The organism is Kribbella sp. ALI-6-A (assembly GCF_001984195.1).
Lineage (GTDB): Bacteria > Actinomycetota > Actinomycetes > Propionibacteriales > Kribbellaceae > Kribbella.
This window is the reverse complement of record NZ_MTQN01000010.1, coordinates 527,646-545,256: the sequence shown is the minus strand read 5'-3', so window position 1 is coordinate 545,256 and position 17,611 is coordinate 527,646. Positions and strand designations below refer to the sequence as shown.

Annotated in this window: 13 protein-coding genes; 6 read left to right on the top strand and 7 right to left on the bottom strand. The window is 70.3% G+C overall.

The features are described 5' to 3' along the window. The first annotated feature begins 215 nt into the window (after positions 1–215). Positions 216–1,292: a hypothetical protein gene (locus tag BWI15_RS16935; protein ID WP_077015365.1), complete on the top strand. Its 1,077-nt coding sequence runs from the start codon at positions 216–218 to the stop codon at positions 1,290–1,292. Between the two features lie 3 nt (positions 1,293–1,295). On the opposite strand, the gene BWI15_RS16930 is transcribed toward BWI15_RS16935, so the two are convergent. Further along, on the bottom strand, positions 1,296–2,075 hold the full coding sequence (locus BWI15_RS16930) for an isoprenyl transferase (RefSeq protein ID WP_077015364.1): 780 nt from the start codon (positions 2,073–2,075) through the stop codon (positions 1,296–1,298). Positions 2,076–2,369: 294 nt separating this feature from the next. Here BWI15_RS16930 and trhA point away from each other — a divergent pair, with 294 nt between their 5' ends. Beyond that, complete coding sequence (trhA, locus tag BWI15_RS16925; RefSeq protein WP_077015363.1) at positions 2,370–3,083, top strand: PAQR family membrane homeostasis protein TrhA; 714 nt, start codon at positions 2,370–2,372, stop codon at positions 3,081–3,083. On the opposite strand, the gene BWI15_RS16920 is transcribed toward trhA, so the two are convergent. Beyond that, positions 3,068–3,523, bottom strand: coding sequence for a MarR family winged helix-turn-helix transcriptional regulator (locus BWI15_RS16920; RefSeq protein WP_083750822.1), 456 nt, complete (start codon positions 3,521–3,523; stop codon positions 3,068–3,070). The genes trhA and BWI15_RS16920 overlap by 16 nt on opposite strands. A gap of 55 nt (positions 3,524–3,578) precedes the next feature. On the opposite strand from BWI15_RS16920, the gene BWI15_RS16915 reads away from it, so the two are divergent. Beyond that, positions 3,579–4,754 (top strand): phosphotransferase, encoded by a 1,176-nt coding sequence (locus BWI15_RS16915; RefSeq protein WP_077015362.1) that lies wholly within the window; start codon positions 3,579–3,581, stop codon positions 4,752–4,754. Here BWI15_RS16915 and BWI15_RS16910 read toward each other — a convergent pair. Next, positions 4,747–5,217: a nitroreductase/quinone reductase family protein gene (locus BWI15_RS16910; RefSeq protein WP_077015361.1), complete on the bottom strand. Its 471-nt coding sequence runs from the start codon at positions 5,215–5,217 to the stop codon at positions 4,747–4,749. The genes BWI15_RS16915 and BWI15_RS16910 overlap by 8 nt on opposite strands. Before the next feature lie 43 nt (positions 5,218–5,260). Between BWI15_RS16910 and BWI15_RS16905 the strand changes: the two genes are divergently transcribed. Continuing rightward, entirely contained in the window at positions 5,261–5,749 is a 489-nt protein-coding gene (locus BWI15_RS16905) for a hypothetical protein (protein ID WP_083750821.1), read from the top strand. Here BWI15_RS16905 and BWI15_RS16900 read toward each other — a convergent pair. From BWI15_RS16900 to BWI15_RS16890, 3 genes are all read right to left on the bottom strand, one after another. Continuing rightward, a complete protein-coding gene (locus BWI15_RS16900) occupies positions 5,746–7,200 on the bottom strand; it encodes a M28 family metallopeptidase (RefSeq protein ID WP_077015360.1) in 1,455 nt (484 codons plus the stop codon). The genes BWI15_RS16905 and BWI15_RS16900 overlap by 4 nt on opposite strands. A 96-nt stretch (positions 7,201–7,296) precedes the next feature. Continuing rightward, positions 7,297–9,369, bottom strand: coding sequence for a M4 family metallopeptidase (locus BWI15_RS16895; RefSeq protein WP_237771313.1), 2,073 nt, complete (start codon positions 9,367–9,369; stop codon positions 7,297–7,299). 226 nt (positions 9,370–9,595) lie between these two features. Continuing rightward, positions 9,596–11,629 carry a thioredoxin domain-containing protein gene (locus tag BWI15_RS16890; RefSeq protein ID WP_077015358.1) on the bottom strand — a complete coding sequence of 678 codons (2,034 nt, stop codon included), beginning with the start codon at positions 11,627–11,629 and terminating at the stop codon, positions 9,596–9,598. A gap of 143 nt (positions 11,630–11,772) precedes the next feature. On the opposite strand from BWI15_RS16890, the gene BWI15_RS16885 reads away from it, so the two are divergent. Further along, the gene (locus tag BWI15_RS16885) at positions 11,773–15,570 is read left to right on the top strand and encodes a S8 family serine peptidase (RefSeq protein ID WP_202817671.1); all 3,798 of its coding nucleotides are present in this window, start codon (positions 11,773–11,775) and stop codon (positions 15,568–15,570) included. Positions 15,571–15,633: 63 nt separating this feature from the next. On the opposite strand, the gene BWI15_RS16880 is transcribed toward BWI15_RS16885, so the two are convergent. Next, positions 15,634–16,482 (bottom strand): helix-turn-helix transcriptional regulator, encoded by an 849-nt coding sequence (locus BWI15_RS16880; protein WP_077015357.1) that lies wholly within the window; start codon positions 16,480–16,482, stop codon positions 15,634–15,636. 127 nt (positions 16,483–16,609) lie between these two features. Between BWI15_RS16880 and BWI15_RS16875 the strand changes: the two genes are divergently transcribed. Continuing rightward, the gene (locus BWI15_RS16875) at positions 16,610–17,605 is read left to right on the top strand and encodes an aldo/keto reductase (RefSeq protein WP_077015356.1); all 996 of its coding nucleotides are present in this window, start codon (positions 16,610–16,612) and stop codon (positions 17,603–17,605) included. Positions 17,606–17,611: the final 6 nt, after the last annotated feature.

The following is a 17,611-nucleotide window of genomic DNA, read 5'->3' as shown; positions in this document are numbered from 1 at the left end:
ACAACTCTCATCTGATCGGGCCTCCCGGACAGCCGGCTTCCCCTCCGACCGTCACCATGAGCGTAGATCCGTCCCGGAAACCACGCAGCCCGACACGCCAGCCCGCGGGGTTAACGGCTTGTTACACGTTGCCGTCCGCCCGTTCACCCACGCGGGGGATGCCGATCGCCCGGAGGAGGGATCCGCTCACGCAGCGTGGAGGCGAGCCTGGATCCATGCGGAAGAATTGGCCGATCTGGACCGGGTGCGCGACAGCCCTGTGGTCCTTCGCGTACGGCGTACTGGGTGTGTTCTGGGCGAACGGCGGACGCGGGTACCCGTTCGCGAAAGTCGAGGACGACCGAGCGACGGCGTCCCTGCTGGAAGGGGCTCCGGTGGACGTCGTGGCACCGGTGATGGCGGTGCTCGGGTTCGCCGGCGCGCTCGTCGCGGTGCTGATGACCGTGCGCCGGCCCCGCGGATGGTTGCTGCAGGCATTCGGAGCCGTGATGGCGGTCGGGCTCGCACTGGTGGTGCCCGACTACACCCCGCTGGCGATCCTTGCCCTGTCCCCCGCACTGCTCGTGTTCGCGTTCACCGGGATCCCCGGCGCGCAGGGTGGTCTCGAGGACATCCTGTACTGGCATCGCGTCAACGTGCTGCTGATGTTCCTGGGCGGTCTCCTGTGGGCCGCCACGACGATCGCGTACCACCGCAGGGCTCGGCAGGCCTGCGTGTCGTGCGGACGCCGGCACGGCGCACCAGCGGCCTGGACGACCCCGGAGGCGGCGTTGCGGTGGGGACGGCGGGCGGTGCTGATCGCAGTGGTGTCGAACGTTCCGTACGAGTTCACCCGCGTCGCCTGGTACTTCGGCTGGCCGCTCGGCATCACCGACGAGTTCCACCAGATGATGGTGGACACGCCGGGCATGCTGGAGATCGGGCTCGGCATGGCGCTGCTCGGCGTCGGCGGCAGCATCCTGACGCACGGGCTGGTGCAGCGGTGGGGCGAGGTCTACCCGCGCTGGATCTGGTGGCGAGCAGGCCGGCGGGTCCCGCCGTCCCGGGCGATCGTCCCGGCCACGATCGTGGCGCTCGTGCTGATCCCGGCCGGCCTGATGAACCTGCGGCTGCCCGGTGACAACGCCGGCTCGCTGTGGGGTCTGGCCTTCCCGGGCATGCTATGGATCGTCTGGGGTACGGCGCTGGGCGCGGCGACGTACGCGTACTACCTGCGCCGCCGCACGACCTGCACCCGCTGCCACCGCGGAGAGCCCGCGACGGATCTGCTCACGCCGGAGCCGGTCCGGTGAGGCTCAGGTGCCGAAGCGGCGCTCACGCTGGGCGTAGGAGCGGATGGCCCGGAGGAAGTCGACGTGGCGGAAGTCCGGCCACAGCGCCTCGCAGAAGTAGAACTCCGACAGCGCGCTCTGCCAGAGCAGGAAGCCACCGAGGCGCTGCTCGCCGGAGGTGCGGATGACCAGGTCGGGGTCCGGCTGGCCCTTGGTGTACAGGTGCTCGGCGATGTGCTCGACGTCGACGCGCTCGGCCAGCTCCTCGATCGAGATGCCCTTGGCGGCCTCCTCCAGCAGCAGCGAGCGGACGGCGTCGGCCAGCTCGCGACGGCCGCCGTACCCGACGGCGACGTTCACCAGCAGGCCGTCGGCGTGCTGGGTCGCGGTCTCGGCGCTCTTCAGCACCTCGGCGGTCGCGGCGGGCAGCAGGTCCAGCGCGCCGACCGGGTGGATCCGGCGGCCGCCGACCGCGGCCATCTCCTCGACGGTCTGCTCGATGATCCGCAGCAGCGGCTCCAGCTCGTCGGCCGGGCGGCTCAGGTTGTCGGTGGACAACATCCAGACGGTGACGACCTTGACGCCCACCTCGTCGCACCAGCCGAGGAACTCCGAGATCTTGCTCGCGCCGGCCTCGTGACCGCGGGACACCGGATCGCCCGAGGCGCGGGCCCAGCGCCGGTTGCCGTCGATGATGACGCCGATGTGGCGCGGCATCCGGTCCGGCGACAGGGATCGCGCCAGCCGGCGCTCGTACAGTCCGTACACCGCGTTGCGCAGGCGCTGCTTGCCGGGTGTCCGCATGGGCAGGTGTTCTCCTCGAGTCCTCGACCGGGCCGTCTGCGGGGTCGACGGTGCAGGCGTGCCCCAACGAGGCTAGCCCAGATCGGCGCTCTCGCGGAGGGCGAGGCGAACATCGAACTTATCGACTCTCGATCGCATCAGACACTTCAGGCAGTGGTACGGAACACTCCGGTACGGCTCGGCGCAGGGCGGCGGGTGGCTTAGATTTCATCCTTGAGGACCATTGAACCTACGCAACCGTAGGTTACGGTTGCGTAGGTAAGAGATCCCCTGACGCTTCGAGGAGGTTGGCGCATGGCAGCCAAGACCGTGACCGGCGACAGCACCCCCACCGATCCGTCGGAACACGATCACCCGCATCGGCTGACCCGCGCACTGAAGCCGAAACTGCGGGGCTGGCTGCACGCCGGCACCTTCCCGCTGGCCACCGCCGCCGGCATCGTGCTGGTCTGCCTGGCCCCGAGCGCGAGCGCCCGCTGGGCCGCGGCCGTCTACACGGTGGCCTCGATGCTGCTGTTCGGCATCTCGGCGCTCTACCACCGGTTCTACTGGGGCCCGACCGGCGAGGCGATCCTGCGCCGGCTCGACCACAGCAACATCTTCCTGCTGATCGCCGGCACCTACACGCCGCTGGGCATGGTCCTGCTGGAAGGCAGTGACCGGGTGCTGCTGCTCAGCACGGCCTGGGGCGGCGCGCTGATCGGCATCCTGTTCCGGATCTTCTGGGTCGGCGCCCCGCGCTGGCTCTACACCCCGATCTACCTGGCCCTGGGCTGGGTGGCGATCTTCTGGATGAGCGACTTCTACCACCTCGGCGGCGCCTCGGTGGTCGCGCTGCTCGCGGTCGGCGGCGGGCTGTACTCGATCGGCGCGGTCGTCTACGGCACCAAGCGGCCGAACCCGTCACCGCTGTGGTTCGGCTTCCACGAGATCTTCCACGCGTGCACCGTGGCCGCGTTCATCTGCCACTACATCGCGGTCAGCATCGCCACCTACCGCGTCGGCTGACCGACTCCCAGCTCGACCAGCGCCTGCCGGAAGTCGGCGTACCGCTCGGCGCCCAGCCGCTCGGCCCACTCCTGCTCGACGCGGGCGATCGCCGCGCGCGCGAACGCCGTCGCCTCGTCCCCCTTCTCCGTACGCCGGACCAGCCGCACCCGGCGATCGCCCTCCAGCCGGGCGGACTCGGCGTACCCACGCTCCTGCAGGTAGTCGACGTGCTGCCCGAGCCCCTGCTTGGTCATCCCCGCGTGCGCGGCCAGGTCGGTGATCCGCGCGCCTTCGGGCGGGATCATGTCGAGCAGCCGGTAGTGCGACACCCGTAGTCCCGGGAACGGCCGCTCGGCGCCGGCCAGGATCTGCTCCCGCAGTCGTTCCAGTGCGACGCCGAGCAGGTTCGCGACGTGCGGCGGGGCAGCCAGCCGGGAAAGGCCGTTGACGGACGTCATGAGGCAACTTTACGATCAAATTGGTAAAGCTGCTTTGCTTTCCGGGGGGAATCTCATGTCGATCACCGCACTCGCACCACTGCGCCGCGACGCACTCGACGACGATCAGCTCACCGACCTGGTCCGGGCGGTCACCGGCGACCCGAACGCGGTGCCACTGACCGCCCGCGCCGAACCGTTCCCGTACGCGATCGGTACGCCGAGCACCGCGGCGCTGGTCCGCGTGCTCGGCACCGCCCGCCACACCGACGGATCGACCGGCAACTGGTCCTGCTTCGTCAAACAGCTCCAGTCGCCGCGGCACTGGGAGTTGCTGCACCTGGTCCCGGAGCAGATCCGCGAGCACTTCGTCCAGAACCTGCCCTGGCGGCTGGAGATCGCCGTGTTCCGCAGCGACATCGCCTCCGTGCTGCCTGACGGACTGCGCCTGCCGGCGGTGTACCGGATCGACGAGTACGACGACGACCGGGCGACGTTGTGGATGGAGGACGTGGTCCAGGAGCCGGGGGTCTGGGGGATCGAGCGGTTCCGCCGGGCGGCGTTCCTGCTCGGCCAGTTGTCGGCCCGTCGTCAGCCGCACCTGGTGCAGCCGTTCCTGCCGCAGACGGAGGCCGCTCGCCCTGGGATGGGACTGCGGTACTACACCGAGGGCCGGGTGATGATGAACGCCTTGCCCGCGCTGGCCGACCGGGAGACCTGGCGCCAGCCTCTGCTCGCCGCCGCGGTCTGCAACACCGGCGACCACCGTCTGCGTGACGACCTGCTCGAGCTGGGCGAGGAGCTGCCCGCCGTACTGGACGCGTTGGACGCTCTGCCGCAGTGCTACCAGCACGGGGACGCCAGTCCGCAGAACCTGCTGGTCCCGCTGGGCAGTCCGGACGAGTTCGTGGTGATCGACTGGGGGTTCGACTGTCCGCAGGCGGTCGGCTTCGACCTGGGGCAACTGCTCGTCGGGCTCGCTCACGCCGGTGAGCTGTCGCCGACGGCGCTGCCCGCTGTGGATGCGGTGATCCTGGAGGCCTTCACGGAGGGGGTGGCCGCCGAGGGGATGCAGGTGTCGCCGGAGCAGGTCCGCTACGGCTACCTGGGGTCGCTGCTGGCCAGGGCGACGTTCACCGCGCTTCCGCTGGAGAACCTCGGCAAGCCCGTGACGGACGCCGACGTCGCGCTGTTCGAGAGCCGGGTGCAGCTGACCCGGGCGCTGGTCGATCTGACCAGGCAGCTCACCTAGGCGTCAGGACGAAAACCCGGATGTGCCGGCCGCTGCGTTCGACGTACGTGTCGTACGCCGGCCACACCTTCGTCACCAGCGGCCAGACCCGCTCGCGCTCCGCGCCTTCGGCCAGTACGGCGCGCACCGGCACCTCGCGACTCCCCGGCAACGCCACGACCGCATCGGCGCAGGCGAGCAGGTTGCCCGACCAGGCCGGGTGATGCGGCTGCCCCCAATTGGACGCGGTCACCACGAACGAGTCGCCGTCGGGCGCGTACAGCAGCGGCACGGTCCTCGGCTCCCCCGACTTGCGGCCGGTGGTGGTCAGCAACAGCGTGGGCAACGCGCTCCTGCCGAGGATGTTGACCCGGCCGCCGGTCCGTCGTTGCAGCCAGCGATCCACGGGCACGGCCGCGCGACCGACGGCGGCGAACCAGGGCCGGTGCCCCAACCGCCGGATGACATTCGTGTACCAGCCCATGCACGAAGTCTGCCGCCCAGTGCGAATTGGGTATGCATGAGGTGTGAGGAACCTTCGTCTGACCGCCGTCTCCGCCACCGCCGTGCTGCTCCTCCTGGCGGGGTGCGGCGACTCCGACGCCGGAAGCAACCCGAGTCCCACCACCCCCACCACCAGTACGCCGACGCCCGGCGGCGGTGAGGCCCTGCCGATCACCGTCACCCGCACCGGTGGTTTCGCCGGCTTCGACGACAAGGTGGTGATCGACCCCGAGGGTCTCACCACCGTGAGCCGGCGCGGCCGGCAGACCGCCACGTGCAAGCTGGAGGCCGGCTTTCTCGCCGCCCTCACCGCTGCGGTGCGGCAGGTCGACTGGGCCGGTGTCGGCTCGACCAAGCCGACCATCCGGCACCCCGACGACATGATCGTCGCCGTCGCCACGGGCACCGGCATGGCCCGCCTCGAAGACCCCCGTCTCCAGCCGCTGGCGACTCCGGTCACCCAACTGCTGACCGAAGTCGCCGCACCGGGCAAACTCTGCAAGCCGGCCTAGCTCGTCGCGAGCGACACATCGTCGATCACGAAGGACGTCTGCAGCGACGAGTCCTCCTGGCCGACGAACCTCACCGTGACGGTCTTGCCCTTGTACTGCGTCACACTGAACGTCTTCTGCACGTACGACGTCGACTTGTTCAGGTTCGACAAGGTACCGAGCGTCGTCGTGGTCGCACCGTCGACCACCTGCACCTTCACCGTGTCGTACACCGTCGAACCGGTGGTCTCCGCAGTGTCGATCCGGATCCAGAACGACAAACTCGCCGCGGTCGCCGCCGCCGGGATCGCGACCGACTGGCCGATGTTCTCGGTGCTGGAGCGACCATTGCCCTGCAACCACGCCTTGTACGAACCGGTCCGCGCCGGCTTCGACGCGCTGTTGGTGATCACCCCGGTCGTGCCGGTCCAGTTCACCGCTCCCGACTCGAAGCCCGGGTTGAGCAGCAGGTTGCCGGTCGGCGGGGTCGTGCCGCCGAAGTCCTTCTGCGCGTAGGTCCAGACCATGTGGCCGATCGCGTCGCTGTGCCGGTCCAGTGAGGTCAGGTTCAGGTTGCTGATCGTGTCGCAGGATCGGTGGTAGCAAGGGTCGAACGCCTGACCCGCCGTACCGCCCCACTTGCCGGCCTGGGTCGACGACTTGATGCCCTCGGCCCCGGAGAAGGTCCCGGCGGTCGGCAGCCCGAGGGCCCGGAACGCCGCGTGGTCGGACCGGCCCTGCACGTCGATGTACTCGGTCTGCACCGACTTGCTGGTGAAGAAGCTGGTCAGCTCGTCACGCGCGCCGTTGCCGGCCGGGTTGTCGTTGTAGACGAAGTAGCCCGGGTTCGGCGAGCCGATCATGTCGAAGTTCAGGTACAGCTCGATCTTGTCCCGCTCGGCGGCGGGCAGGTTGTTGACGTAGAACTTCGATCCGACCAGGCCGAGCTCCTCGGCGCCCCAGAAGCCGAACCGCACCCGGTTGCGTGGCGTCTGGCCGCTGGCGGCGAAGGCCAGCGCGGTCTCCAGCACGCCGGCGCTGCCGGTGCCGTTGTCGTTGATGCCCGGACCCGAACTGACACTGTCCAGGTGGGCGCCGGTCATCACGACGTGGTTCGCGTCGCCGTGCGGCCACTCCGCGATCACGTTGTACGACGTACCGGCCGAGGTCGAGAAGGACTGCAGCGAGGTGGTGTAGCCGGCCGCGTCGAGCTTGGACTTCACCCAGTCGGCCGACGCGCGGTAGCCGGGCCGGCCGGTGTAGCGGTTGCCACCGTTGCTGGTGGCAATCGACTGGAGCTGGTCGAGATGGGCTTTGACGTTGGTGACGGAGATGTCGGGCGACGCGGCAACGGCCGCCGGGGCGCTCGCGGGAGCGGGTGCGGTGGCGCTCGCGGTGGCGGGTGCGCTCGGCGCCAGGGCGGCGGCGACGAGAGCGGCGCCGAGGACGCCGGACAGAACGGGTTTGGACATGATGGACTCCCTTGCCTCACACAGGGATCCGGGGCGCACAGCCTCGGGCGGGAGGTGTGCGCCCCGGACGGGATCACAGCGAGACGGCCGGACCGGTCAGCCGGCGACCAGCGACACGTCATCGATCACGAAGGACGTCTGCAACGACGAGTCCTCCTGGCCGACGAACCTCACCGTGACGGTCTTGCCTTTGTACTGCGTCACACTGAACGTCTTCTGCACGTACGACGTCGACTTGTTCAGGTTCGACAACGTGCCCAGCGTCGTCGTGGTCGTACCGTCGACCACCTGCACCTTCACCGTGTCGTACACCGTCGAACCGGTGGTCTCCGCAGTGTCGATCCGGATCCAGAACGACAGACTCGCCGCGGTCGCCGCCGCCGGGACCGCGACCGACTGTCCGACGTTCTCGGTGCTGGAGCGACCATTGCCCTGCAACCACGCCTTGTACGAACCAGTCCGCGCCGGCTTCGACGCGCTGTTGGTGATCACCCCGGTCGTGCCGGTCCAGTTCACCGCTCCCGACTCGAAGCCCGGGTTCTTGATCAAATTGGCACCGGTCGGCGGCTCGGTGGTTCCGCCGCAGGCGGCTGCGCCGGCCGGGACGGAGATGGCCGAGAACGCGGCCTCGATGCCCTTGCACTGCGCGGAATCCGCGCCGTACAGCTCCTTGGCCGAGTTGATCGCGCCTTCGCGGGCGTCGCGGTAGGTGCTGCCCGAGGTGAGCTTCGTGGTCAGCGTGCGGTACCAGACCTTGGCGGCGACATCGCGGCCGACCGGGGTGACGGTGGCGCCGTTGCAGGCGGTGCTGGTGTGGGTGACGCCGCCGATGATCTTGCTGCCGGTGCCTTCGGAGGCCAGGTAGAACCAGTGGTTCAGCGGGCCGGAGGAGTAGTGCGGGTCCGCGCCGCTGACCGCGCTGCTCCAGCAGTCGTAGCTGCGGCCGTCCTTGTTCGGCTTGTCCATGTAGCGCAGCGGCGTGCCGTTGCCGTTGATGTTGATCTTCTCGCCGATCAGGTAGTCCCCCGGGTCGGCGCTGTTGTTGGCCGAGAACTCGACCGCGGTGCCGAAGATGTCCGAGGTGGACTCGTTCAGGCCGCCGGCGTCGCCGAAGTAGTTCAGGTTGGCGGTCGCCTCGGTGACGCCGTGGCTCATCTCGTGGCCGGCCACGTCGATCGAGGTCAGCGGACGGGCGTTGCCCGCGCCGTCGCCGTACGTCATCTGGGTGCCGTCCCAGAACGCGTTCACGTAGGCGTTGCCGTAGTGCACGCGGGACCGCGCACCCTGGCCGTTGTTGAAGATGCCGCTGCGGCCGTGCACGTTCTTGTAGTAGTCCCAGGTCAGCTGGGCGCCGAAGTGCGCGTCGACACCGGCGGTCTGCCGGCTCGAGGTGGTGCCGTTGCCCCAGGTGTCGTCGGCGTCGGTGAACGTGGTGCCGGCGCCGGAGGTCGCGCCGTTCAGGTCCGTGGTGTGGTTGCCGCCGCGGCTCGGATCGCTCATCGTGAAGCTGCCCGACGTACCGATGCTCACCGTGCCGGAGTACATCGAGTTGCCGGTGCCGGTCTTGATCTCGTCGTCCTGGGCCAGGACGGCGCCGGACTTGGCGTCGACGTAGGTGTGCAGCACCGACGGGGTCTGGTCGGCCTTGGTGCCGGTGGTGACGACCTCGTAGGCCAGGACCGGCTTGCCGGTGGCGGCGAAGACGATCAGCGCCCCCTTGTTGCTGGTGGCCTTGAACTTCGCGGACCTGGCGGCCGTGCCGAGCGCGGCGGCCTGGGACAGGGCCGGCTTGGTCGACGCGACGCCGACGGTTTTCGCACCGCGGTTGTAGGTGACACCACGGATCGTGTCGCCCTTGCGCTTGACGATCAGGTCACCGCCGACCACCTTCAGGCCGTTGAAGGTGCGGTCGTAGTGCACGAACTCGGTACCGTCCGGGTCGGCGGCGATCCCGCGGGCGACGAGTTGCTCACCGCCGGCCAGTCCGAGCGCGGCGGCGGTCCGCGCGGTCAGCGCGTTCTCGGCCTGGACGGCGGCCGGCTCGTTGAAGCCGGACGCGGGGAGCGGCGCCGTACGGGCGGCGGCGCCGGCGGTGGTGCCGGTGACGGATGCGGCCAGGCCCGCTGCTGCGACGATGGCCACCGCCCCTGCTGATGTCAGTCGTTTCAAGACAACATCTCCTCACGGTGTGGTCGCTGTTTGGGCGCAGCGACCAATTCAGTTGGGGACGCCGGACGCAACTGACCCACCAGTGCCACTGCCTCAGTTGTGACACTGTGTGTCAGGACATGCGCATCCTGTTACATCCGACTGAGGCAGGACTCTCCGCCTCGGCCGGGCGGGAGTCAAGGGAAAGTCGCGAAACGACAGGGAAAACCCGCGTTGGCCCGCGTTGTCAGCGGCGCGCGGTCAGCTCCGCGCGAAGGTCTTCCGGCAACACGACCGGGAGCTTGCAGGTGAACTTCTGACACACGTACGCCGCGGCGCGCCCGTCGACCAGGCCACGCCCGGCCAGCAGGGGTACGTCGGAGCCGGGCCGGCCACGGACGACGGCGGTGCCCCACGGCGCGTGCCGCAGCGCGGTGCGCACGAGCTCGCCGGCGTCGCCACCATTCGCTCGGGCATCGGCCGCCCCGGCCTGGCTCGAGGCCACCGTCTCACCGACGATCGCGATCTCCAGCGCACCGGCGACGTGGGTCTCCGCGACCGCGAGCGCCCGCCCGGCGAAGCGCGGGGCCCGGCCCGCCAGGGTCGCCGACGCCGCGAGCGCCTGCTCGGCCGCCTCGTCGTAGCGGGCCTCGCCGGTCACCGACGCCAAGGTGGTGAACGCCTCCGCCGCCAGCGACACCCCCGCCGGGGTCGCGTTGTCCGTCGGGTCCTGCGGCCGCCAGACCAGCGCCTCGGCGTCGGCGGCCGTGTCGAAGAAGGAGCCGTCAGCAACGAACTGTTCCAGAACCCTGTCCAGCAAACCCTTCGCCAGCTCCAGCCATCCCGCGTCGTCAGTTGCCGCCAGCAACGTCAAACAGGCCTGCGCGAACCCCGCGTAATCCTCCAGTACGCCGTGCGCCGACCCCACCGCGCCGTCCCGCGAGGTCCGGTGCAACCGCCCGGAGGCGTCCACGTGCACGTCCCGGACCAGCTCGGCCGCGCGCACCGCCGCCTCGACGTACTCGGGCTTGTCCAGCGCCAGCCCGGCCCGGGTCAGCGCGGTGATCGCCAGCCCGTTCCACGCGGCAACGACCTTGTCGTCCCGCCCCGGGTAGGTCCTCCGGGCCCGCGCCTCGAGCAACCGGGTCCGGACGCGTTGCCACCGCTCCAGGTCGTCGGGATCACGCCGCAACTGCAGCACCGACGTACCGTGCTCGAACGTTCCGGTCACGTCGCACAGCTCGATCACCCAGTCGGCGTCGTCCCCGAGCACCTCGTGCAGCTCGTCCGGCGACCAGACGTAGTACCGGCCCTCCTCGCCCTCGGTGTCGGCGTCGAGCGCGGAGGCGAACCCGCCCTCCGGCGTCCGCAGCTCGGCGAGCAGGAAGTCGGCCGTCTCGACCGCGATCCGCTGCGCCAGCGGCGACCCGGTCACCGTCCACCAGTGCGTGTAGACGTCGAGCAGCAACGCGTTGTCGTACAGCATCTTCTCGAAGTGCGGCACGATCCACTGCTTGTCCACGCTGTACCGCGCGAAGCCACCGGCCAGCTGGTCGTACATCCCGCCGCGGGCCATCCGCTCGCAGGTCGCCTCGACCATCGCCAGCGCGTCGACCGACCCGGTCCGCCGGTGGTGCCGCAGCAGGAAGTCGAGCGCCATCGACGGCGGAAACTTCGGCGCCGGACCGAAGCCCGCGTCGACCGGGTCGAAGTCCGTCTTCAGCAGCTCGGCGGCCCGCTCCAGCGTCGCCGCGTCGATCGCTCCCCCGGCGGGCTGCTGTCGCGCGCCGAGCTGCTGCACCACGTTCTCGCCGATCCCGTCGATCTGCTCCCGCTTCGTCCGCCAGGCGTCGGCCAGCGACTCCAGCACCTGCCGGAAGCTCGCCATCCCGTGCCGCGGCTCGGACGGGAAGTACGTCCCGCAGAAGAACGGCTCCCCCGCCGGCGTCATGAACACCGACATCGGCCAGCCACCGTGACCGGTCATCGCCACGGTCGCTTCCATGTAGATCGCGTCGACGTCCGGCCGCTCCTCGCGATCCACCTTGATGCTCACGAAGTGCTCGTTCAGGTACGCCGCCGTCGCCTCGTCCTCGAACGACTCGTGCGCCATCACGTGACACCAGTGACAGGCCGAGTATCCGACCGACAAGAACACCGGCACGTCCCGCTCCCGCGCCTCGGCGAACGCCGCCTCGCTCCACTGCTTCCACGCGACCGGATTGTCCGCGTGCTGCCGAAGGTACGGCGACGTCGAGGTGTTCAGCTCGTTGGAGGACATACCCCCACGGTAGGTGGTCCGCCGGCGGCCCCCGTGACCAGTCCGGCCAGAGCACCCCCGTTTCCTGACCAGATTGGCCAATTCGTTTACACGTCACCTTCCGGCTGATCGGATGCGGTCACCCCTGATCCCCGGAGGACACCGTGCGTCGTTCTTCTGTTCGCCGGCAGCTCCTGCCGGTCGCAGCACTTCTGCTCGTTGCCGGCGTGGCCGCGCCCGTGCAGGCCGGCGCTGAGCCTCCACCGCCCACAGCGGCCGCATCCGCTGTCTCACCTGACGAACCGCTCGAGCTGACGCTGATCACCGGCGACAAGGTGACGGTCGCCAAGGGGCCGGGCAGGGCGGTGTCGGTGCAGGCCGTGCAGCGCGCTCCGCGGTCCACCGGCGCGGTGAAGGTCAGCGTCGAGGCCGGCGACACCTTCGTCTATCCCGACGAGGCCATGGCTTATGTCGCGGCCGGACGACTCGACAAGCAGCTCTTCAACGTCAGCGAACTGGTCACCCAGGGCTACGACAACGCCCGGATGAAGGACCTTCCGTTGATCGTCACCAGCGCGCCGGGCGGGTCCACCCTCGCGCCGGACTCGGCCGGGCGCTCGCGCTCCGCGGGGCCCGCGCTGCCGGGGGTGCGCGTGGCGCGGCAACTCCGTTCCGTCGGGGGTGCGGCGGTTCACGCCGAGCGGTCGCGGGTCGCCTCCTTGTGGACGACCCTGACGAGCGCGTCGGCCGCTCGCCGCGTACAGCCCGGAACCAGTACGACTCCGGCCTTCGCCGCCGGGATCGACCGGATCTGGCTCGACGGCAAGGCGAAGGCGCTGCTCGCCGACACGACGGCGCAGATCGGCGCCCCGGAGGTGTGGAAGACGGGAGCCACCGGCGCCGGCGTTCGCGTCGCCGTACTGGACTCGGGGGTGGACGCCACGCATCCCGACCTGGCGCAGCGCGTCGTGGCCAGCCGGAGCTTCGTCGACGGTGAGGAAGTGGTCGACCGCAACGGCCACGGCACACACACCGCGTCGACCGTCGCCGGGACCGGCGCCGCGTCGGACGGCAAGGAACGCGGTGTCGCCCCGGGCGCGGACCTGGTGGTGGGCAAGGTGCTCGGCGACAACGGGTCCGGGCCGATCTCCGGCATCATCGCCGGGATGGAGTGGGCGGTGCGGACCGAGCGCGCCAAGGTGATCAACATGAGCCTGGGGACGGCGGCCTGGCACACGCAGGACGATCCGCTGAGCCAGGCGGTCAACCGGCTGAGTGCCGAGACCGCCGCGCTGTTCGTCATCGCCGCGGGCAACTCCGGCAACACGCCGTACACCGTGAGCGCCCCGGGAACCGCGGACGCCGCCCTGACCGTCGGCGCGGTGGACACGTCCGACCAGCTCGCCGGCTTCTCCAGCGTCGGGCCGCGGATGCTCGACGACGGGCTCAAGCCCGACCTGACCGCGCCGGGCGTCGACGTACTGGCCGCGCGGTCGCAGCAGGTGGACGACGGCGGTGAGGGCTTCTACCGCACCGACAGCGGTACGTCGATGGCCGCTCCGCATGTCGCCGGGGCCGCCGCGCTGCTGGCCGGTGAACACCCGAACTGGACCGGGCAGCAGATCAAGGACGCGCTGATGAGCACGACCGCGCTGACGCCCGCCTACTCGCCGTACGAGGGAGGCACCGGGCGGTTGGACGTCGCCGCGGCCTACCTGCGTGGTCAGATCGTCGCCACCGGATCGGTGGACGCCGGACTCGTCGCCTGGTCACCGCGCCCGGACCGTACGCCGGTCAAGCGGCAGATCACCTACCGCAACACCACGGACCGCGCCATCACGCTGCAGCTGTCGACCGACCGCGGCGCCTCGCCTGCCGGGGTCTTCACGCTCGCGGCCAACCAGGTCACCGTCCCGGCGAACGGCACCTCGACGGTCGGTCTCGTCGCGAAGCCGCAGGGTCTGGCGCCCGGCCGGTACTCCGCCCAGGTCCTCGCGCGTTCCGCGACCAGCACCGTGCACACGGCCGTGGGACTGTCGGTCGAGCCGGAGAAGCACTCGCTGACCGTCCACCTGAAGGACAAGACCGGCAAGCCGGTCAGTGGCGAGGTCGAGATCACCGGCGCGGACGGCCGGACCACGATCTTGTGGGCGCCGGACGGCAAGATCACCAGCCGGTGGGCGCCTGGTTCCTACACGGTCGTCTCGACGCTCGACGTGCAGGGCCGCAACGGCCCGCGCTCCCTCGGTCTCGCCGTCCTGACGGCCCCCGAGGTCACCCTGACCACCGACCGGACCGTCGTCCTGGACGGCTCGCGCCTGCGTGAGGTCAAGGTCGAGACTCCTCAGCCGACCACCGTCACCACCGGCCGGATCGACTTGTTCCGCTCGTTCGCCTTGACTACACCGGATCCGAACGAGCGGGAGGCCCTGCACCAGATCCTGATGCCGCCCCCGGCGTACGACAGCGTGTGGGCGCTCCCGACCAGGACCAAGGTGCAGAAGGGCAGCTTCTTCTTCACCACCCGGTTCCGCGCCGAGCAGACGCCGCTGAAGATCACGTACGGCGGCCGCAGCCTCGACGACACGCTGCTGGTGCAGCCCGGGTCGCCCGCGTTCCAGGCCGGCCGATCACGCGTCGCTGCCGTCTTCGCCGGGACCGGGACGGCGGCCGAGTACAGCGGCCTGTCCGCCCGCGGCAAGGCAGTGGTCGTTCGGAGCAGCACCGACGTGACCGCGCTGGAACAAGCGACCGCGGCGCACACCGCGGGCGCGGCGATGCTCCTGGTGGTCAACGACACCGACGGCCGCAAGAGCGACTGGTACGGCGACCCGGACGGCCGGACGGCCGGGCCGATCCCGACCGCCTCGCTCACCGTGGACGAGGGCGAAGCCCTGATCAGCAAGCTCAAGGCCGCCGGTAAGACCGAGCTGACGGTCGAAGCGCACCCCGTACCGGCGTACCTGTACGACCTGGCCGACTACCACCAGGGCATCGTGCCGGACGACCCGTCCGCGAAGACGGATCCTGGCAGCCTCGCCCGGATCGAGAACGACTTCGCTCCGCCGCTCGGCCAGCAGGTGCTGGAGAGCCGCGAGGACAGCCCGGCGTACGAACACTGGCCGGCTGCCTACCCGTACGCCGGGTTCGGCATGGTTCGCGCGCCGAAGTTCCCGCGCAAGCCGGCCGCCGGGCATCGGACCGACTGGGTGTCGGCCGGCGTCAAATGGCAGCAGTACGCGGGCATCGACGGCTGGTCGACCTTCACCGACGTCGTGAGTTACCAACCGCGCAGTGTGCAGAACGAGCGGTGGTTCGGGCCGATCGTCCGGCCGCGGATGGTCGAGTTCGAGGTGCCGCACCGGGTCGGCAACGCGATGGGCGGCATGATCGCCGGCTTCGGTGACGGCGGGTCCGCACACAGCGGCGATTCGCTGATGACGCGCAGCTTCAAGCTCTACCAGGGCGACGAGCTGCTGATGCAGAACGGGCCGCGACCGGACTTCGGCGTCGGCGGCCTGGCCCCGGAGAAGCGTCCGTACCGGCTGGTGGTCGACACGGTCGGCAAGCCCGAGCTGACGCCGTACTCGACGGCCACGCGCACCGAGTGGCGGTTCACGTCCGGCGAGGCCGAGAACCAGCCTCTTCCGCTGGCGCAGCTCGACTACGTCGCGGACGTCGATGCCGCGGGCCGGGCGAAGCGCAACTCGGTCTTCGTCGTGAAGCCCGTTGTGCTCGGCAGCAGCGCCCGTGAGGATGCGGTCGCCAAGGTCGAGCTCGAGGTCTCGTACGACGACGGCGTCTCCTGGCGGCGGCAGGAACTGACGCAGTACAAGGGCAGTTGGCAGGCACGACTGCAGGCCCCGTCGCGAGCCGGGCACGTCTCGATTCGGGTCACTGCCACGCAGCGCAACGGCGGTGGCATCAGTCAGACGATCACCCGGGCCTTCGGTCTGCGGTGACCGCGCGGGGGCGGTCGGTGCTGAACGCACTGGCCGCCCCGTTGCTTTCGGCAACGGATCCGGTTACCGCGTCGTCTCGGTGCTGAAGGATTCGACGCCGACGACGCGGAGCAGGTCGAGACGTTCGCGGGTCTCGGCGTCGGCCGGGGTGAGCACGATCAGCTGCTGACCGAGGTCGGGCGTGACCAGGGTTTCGCAGTCCATCAGCAGGCTGCCGATCCGGGGATGGACGAAGGTCTTGCGGTCGGCGCGGCGGACCTCGACCTGGTGCTCGGACCAGCGGCGGGCGAACTCCTCGCTGGCCGCGAGCAGGCGGTCGACCAGTCCCTGGACGACCGGGTCGCCGGCGCGCCGGCCGGCCGTGGCGCGGAGGTCGGCGACCACGGCCCGCGCGTGGTGCTCGCGCTCCTCGGCCGGATGGGTCGCCCAGACTTCCGGCTCGGTGAACCAGCGGTACACGTGGTAGCGACGGTCTCCGGTGAAGTGGGTCTGGTCTCCGGTGAGCAGGACGGACGTCCGGTTCTGCGCCAGGACCTCGCCCAGATCGGACATCACGGCGGCCGGGATGTCACCGAGCAGGTCGAGCATGCGGATCAGGCCGGCCCGCGCGAGGCGCCCGGCTCCCTCGGCCGGCGGCGGCTGGTGCCCGGCCAGGTGGAACAAGTGGTCGCGCTCATCGTCGGACAGCCGCAGCGTCCGGGACAGCGCAGCAAGCAGTTGCGTCGACGGCTGGCTGCTTCGGCCCTGCTCCAGACGGATCACATAGTCGACGGAGATGCCGGCGAGCATGGCCACCTCCTCGCGGCGCAGGCCCGCCGTCCGGCGGCGTGGTCCCGCGGCGATTCCCACGTCGGTGGGGCGGATCGCCTTCCGCCGACGACGCAGGAAGTCCGCCAGCTCGTCGCGTTGCATGGCGCCATCCTCCCTTGCCGCCGCGCACCGATCCAGGGAGCGCCGCTCCCACGATGAACTCTCCTCTCCCGCAGCCGGCCGCATCCAGCCAGGCTGATGCCAAGAGCAACGACAAAGGAGACCTGCAGTGCAGACACGAGAACTCGGCAAGAGCGGACCGGTCGTCTCCCACCTGGGCCTGGGCGCGATGGGCATGTCCGGCGCCTACGGCGTCACCGACCGCGCGGAGAGCATCGCCACCGTGCACGCCGCGCTGGAGGCCGGCGTCACCCTGATCGACACCGGCGACTTCTACGCCGGCGGCCACAACGAGCTGCTGCTCGCCGAGGCCCTGCGGGGCCGGAACCGGGACAGCTACCAGCTCAGCGTGAAATTCGGCATGCTGACCGCACCAGGCGGTGGGATCGGCGGCTTCGACTGCCGCCCCGAGGCGGTGAAGAACTTCCTCACGTACTCGCTGAACCGGCTCGGCACCGACCACGTCGACATCTACCGGCCGGCCCGGCTCGATCCGCGGGTGCCGATCGAGGACACGGTCGGAGCGATCAAGGAGCTGGTCGAGGCCGGGTACGTGCGGTCGGTCGGACTGTCGGAGGTGAACGCGGAAACGATCCGCCGTGCCCACGCCGTGCACCCGATCAGCGATCTGCAGATCGAGTACTCGCTGATCTCACGGGCGGTCGAGCCCGAGATCCTGCCGCTCCTGCGCGAGCTCGGGATCGGCCTGACGGCGTACGGCGTACTGGGCCGCGGGCTGATCTCCGGACACTGGTCGGCCGGGCACTCCGCGGGCCCAGGCGATCACCGCGTCCTCAGCCCGCGGTTCGCGCCCGGCAACGTCGAGCACAACCTTGCCCTCGTCGAACCCCTGCGTGACCTCGCCGAGGCCAAGGGCTGTACGGTCGCGCAGCTGGCGATCGCCTGGGTGGCGGCGCAGGGCGACGACATCGTCCCGCTGGTCGGCGCGCGATCGCGCGAGCGACTGACGGAAGCGCTCGGGGCGACCGAGGTGCTGCTCACCGAGGACGACCTCGCCGCGATCGGCCGAGCCGTTGCCCCCGGCGCGGTCCGCGGGGATCGGTATCCCACGGCCCACATGCCCCGCCTCGGTGTGGGGAACTGACCGACC

Excerpts from the sequence above, each read along its gene's own strand:
- BWI15_RS16935 (WP_077015365.1), top strand. The coding sequence starts at position 216 with ATGCGGAAGAATTGGCCGATCTGGACCGGGTGCGCGACAGCCCTGTGG.
- BWI15_RS16930 (WP_077015364.1), bottom strand. The coding sequence starts at position 2,075 with ATGCGGACACCCGGCAAGCAGCGCCTGCGCAACGCGGTGTACGGACTG.
- trhA (WP_077015363.1), top strand. The coding sequence starts at position 2,370 with ATGGCAGCCAAGACCGTGACCGGCGACAGCACCCCCACCGATCCGTCG.
- BWI15_RS16920 (WP_083750822.1), bottom strand. The coding sequence starts at position 3,523 with ATGACGTCCGTCAACGGCCTTTCCCGGCTGGCTGCCCCGCCGCACGTC.
- BWI15_RS16915 (WP_077015362.1), top strand. The coding sequence starts at position 3,579 with ATGTCGATCACCGCACTCGCACCACTGCGCCGCGACGCACTCGACGAC.
- BWI15_RS16910 (WP_077015361.1), bottom strand. The coding sequence starts at position 5,217 with ATGGGCTGGTACACGAATGTCATCCGGCGGTTGGGGCACCGGCCCTGG.
- BWI15_RS16900 (WP_077015360.1), bottom strand. The coding sequence starts at position 7,200 with ATGTCCAAACCCGTTCTGTCCGGCGTCCTCGGCGCCGCTCTCGTCGCC.
- BWI15_RS16890 (WP_077015358.1), bottom strand. The coding sequence starts at position 11,629 with ATGTCCTCCAACGAGCTGAACACCTCGACGTCGCCGTACCTTCGGCAG.
- BWI15_RS16880 (WP_077015357.1), bottom strand. The coding sequence starts at position 16,482 with ATGCAACGCGACGAGCTGGCGGACTTCCTGCGTCGTCGGCGGAAGGCG.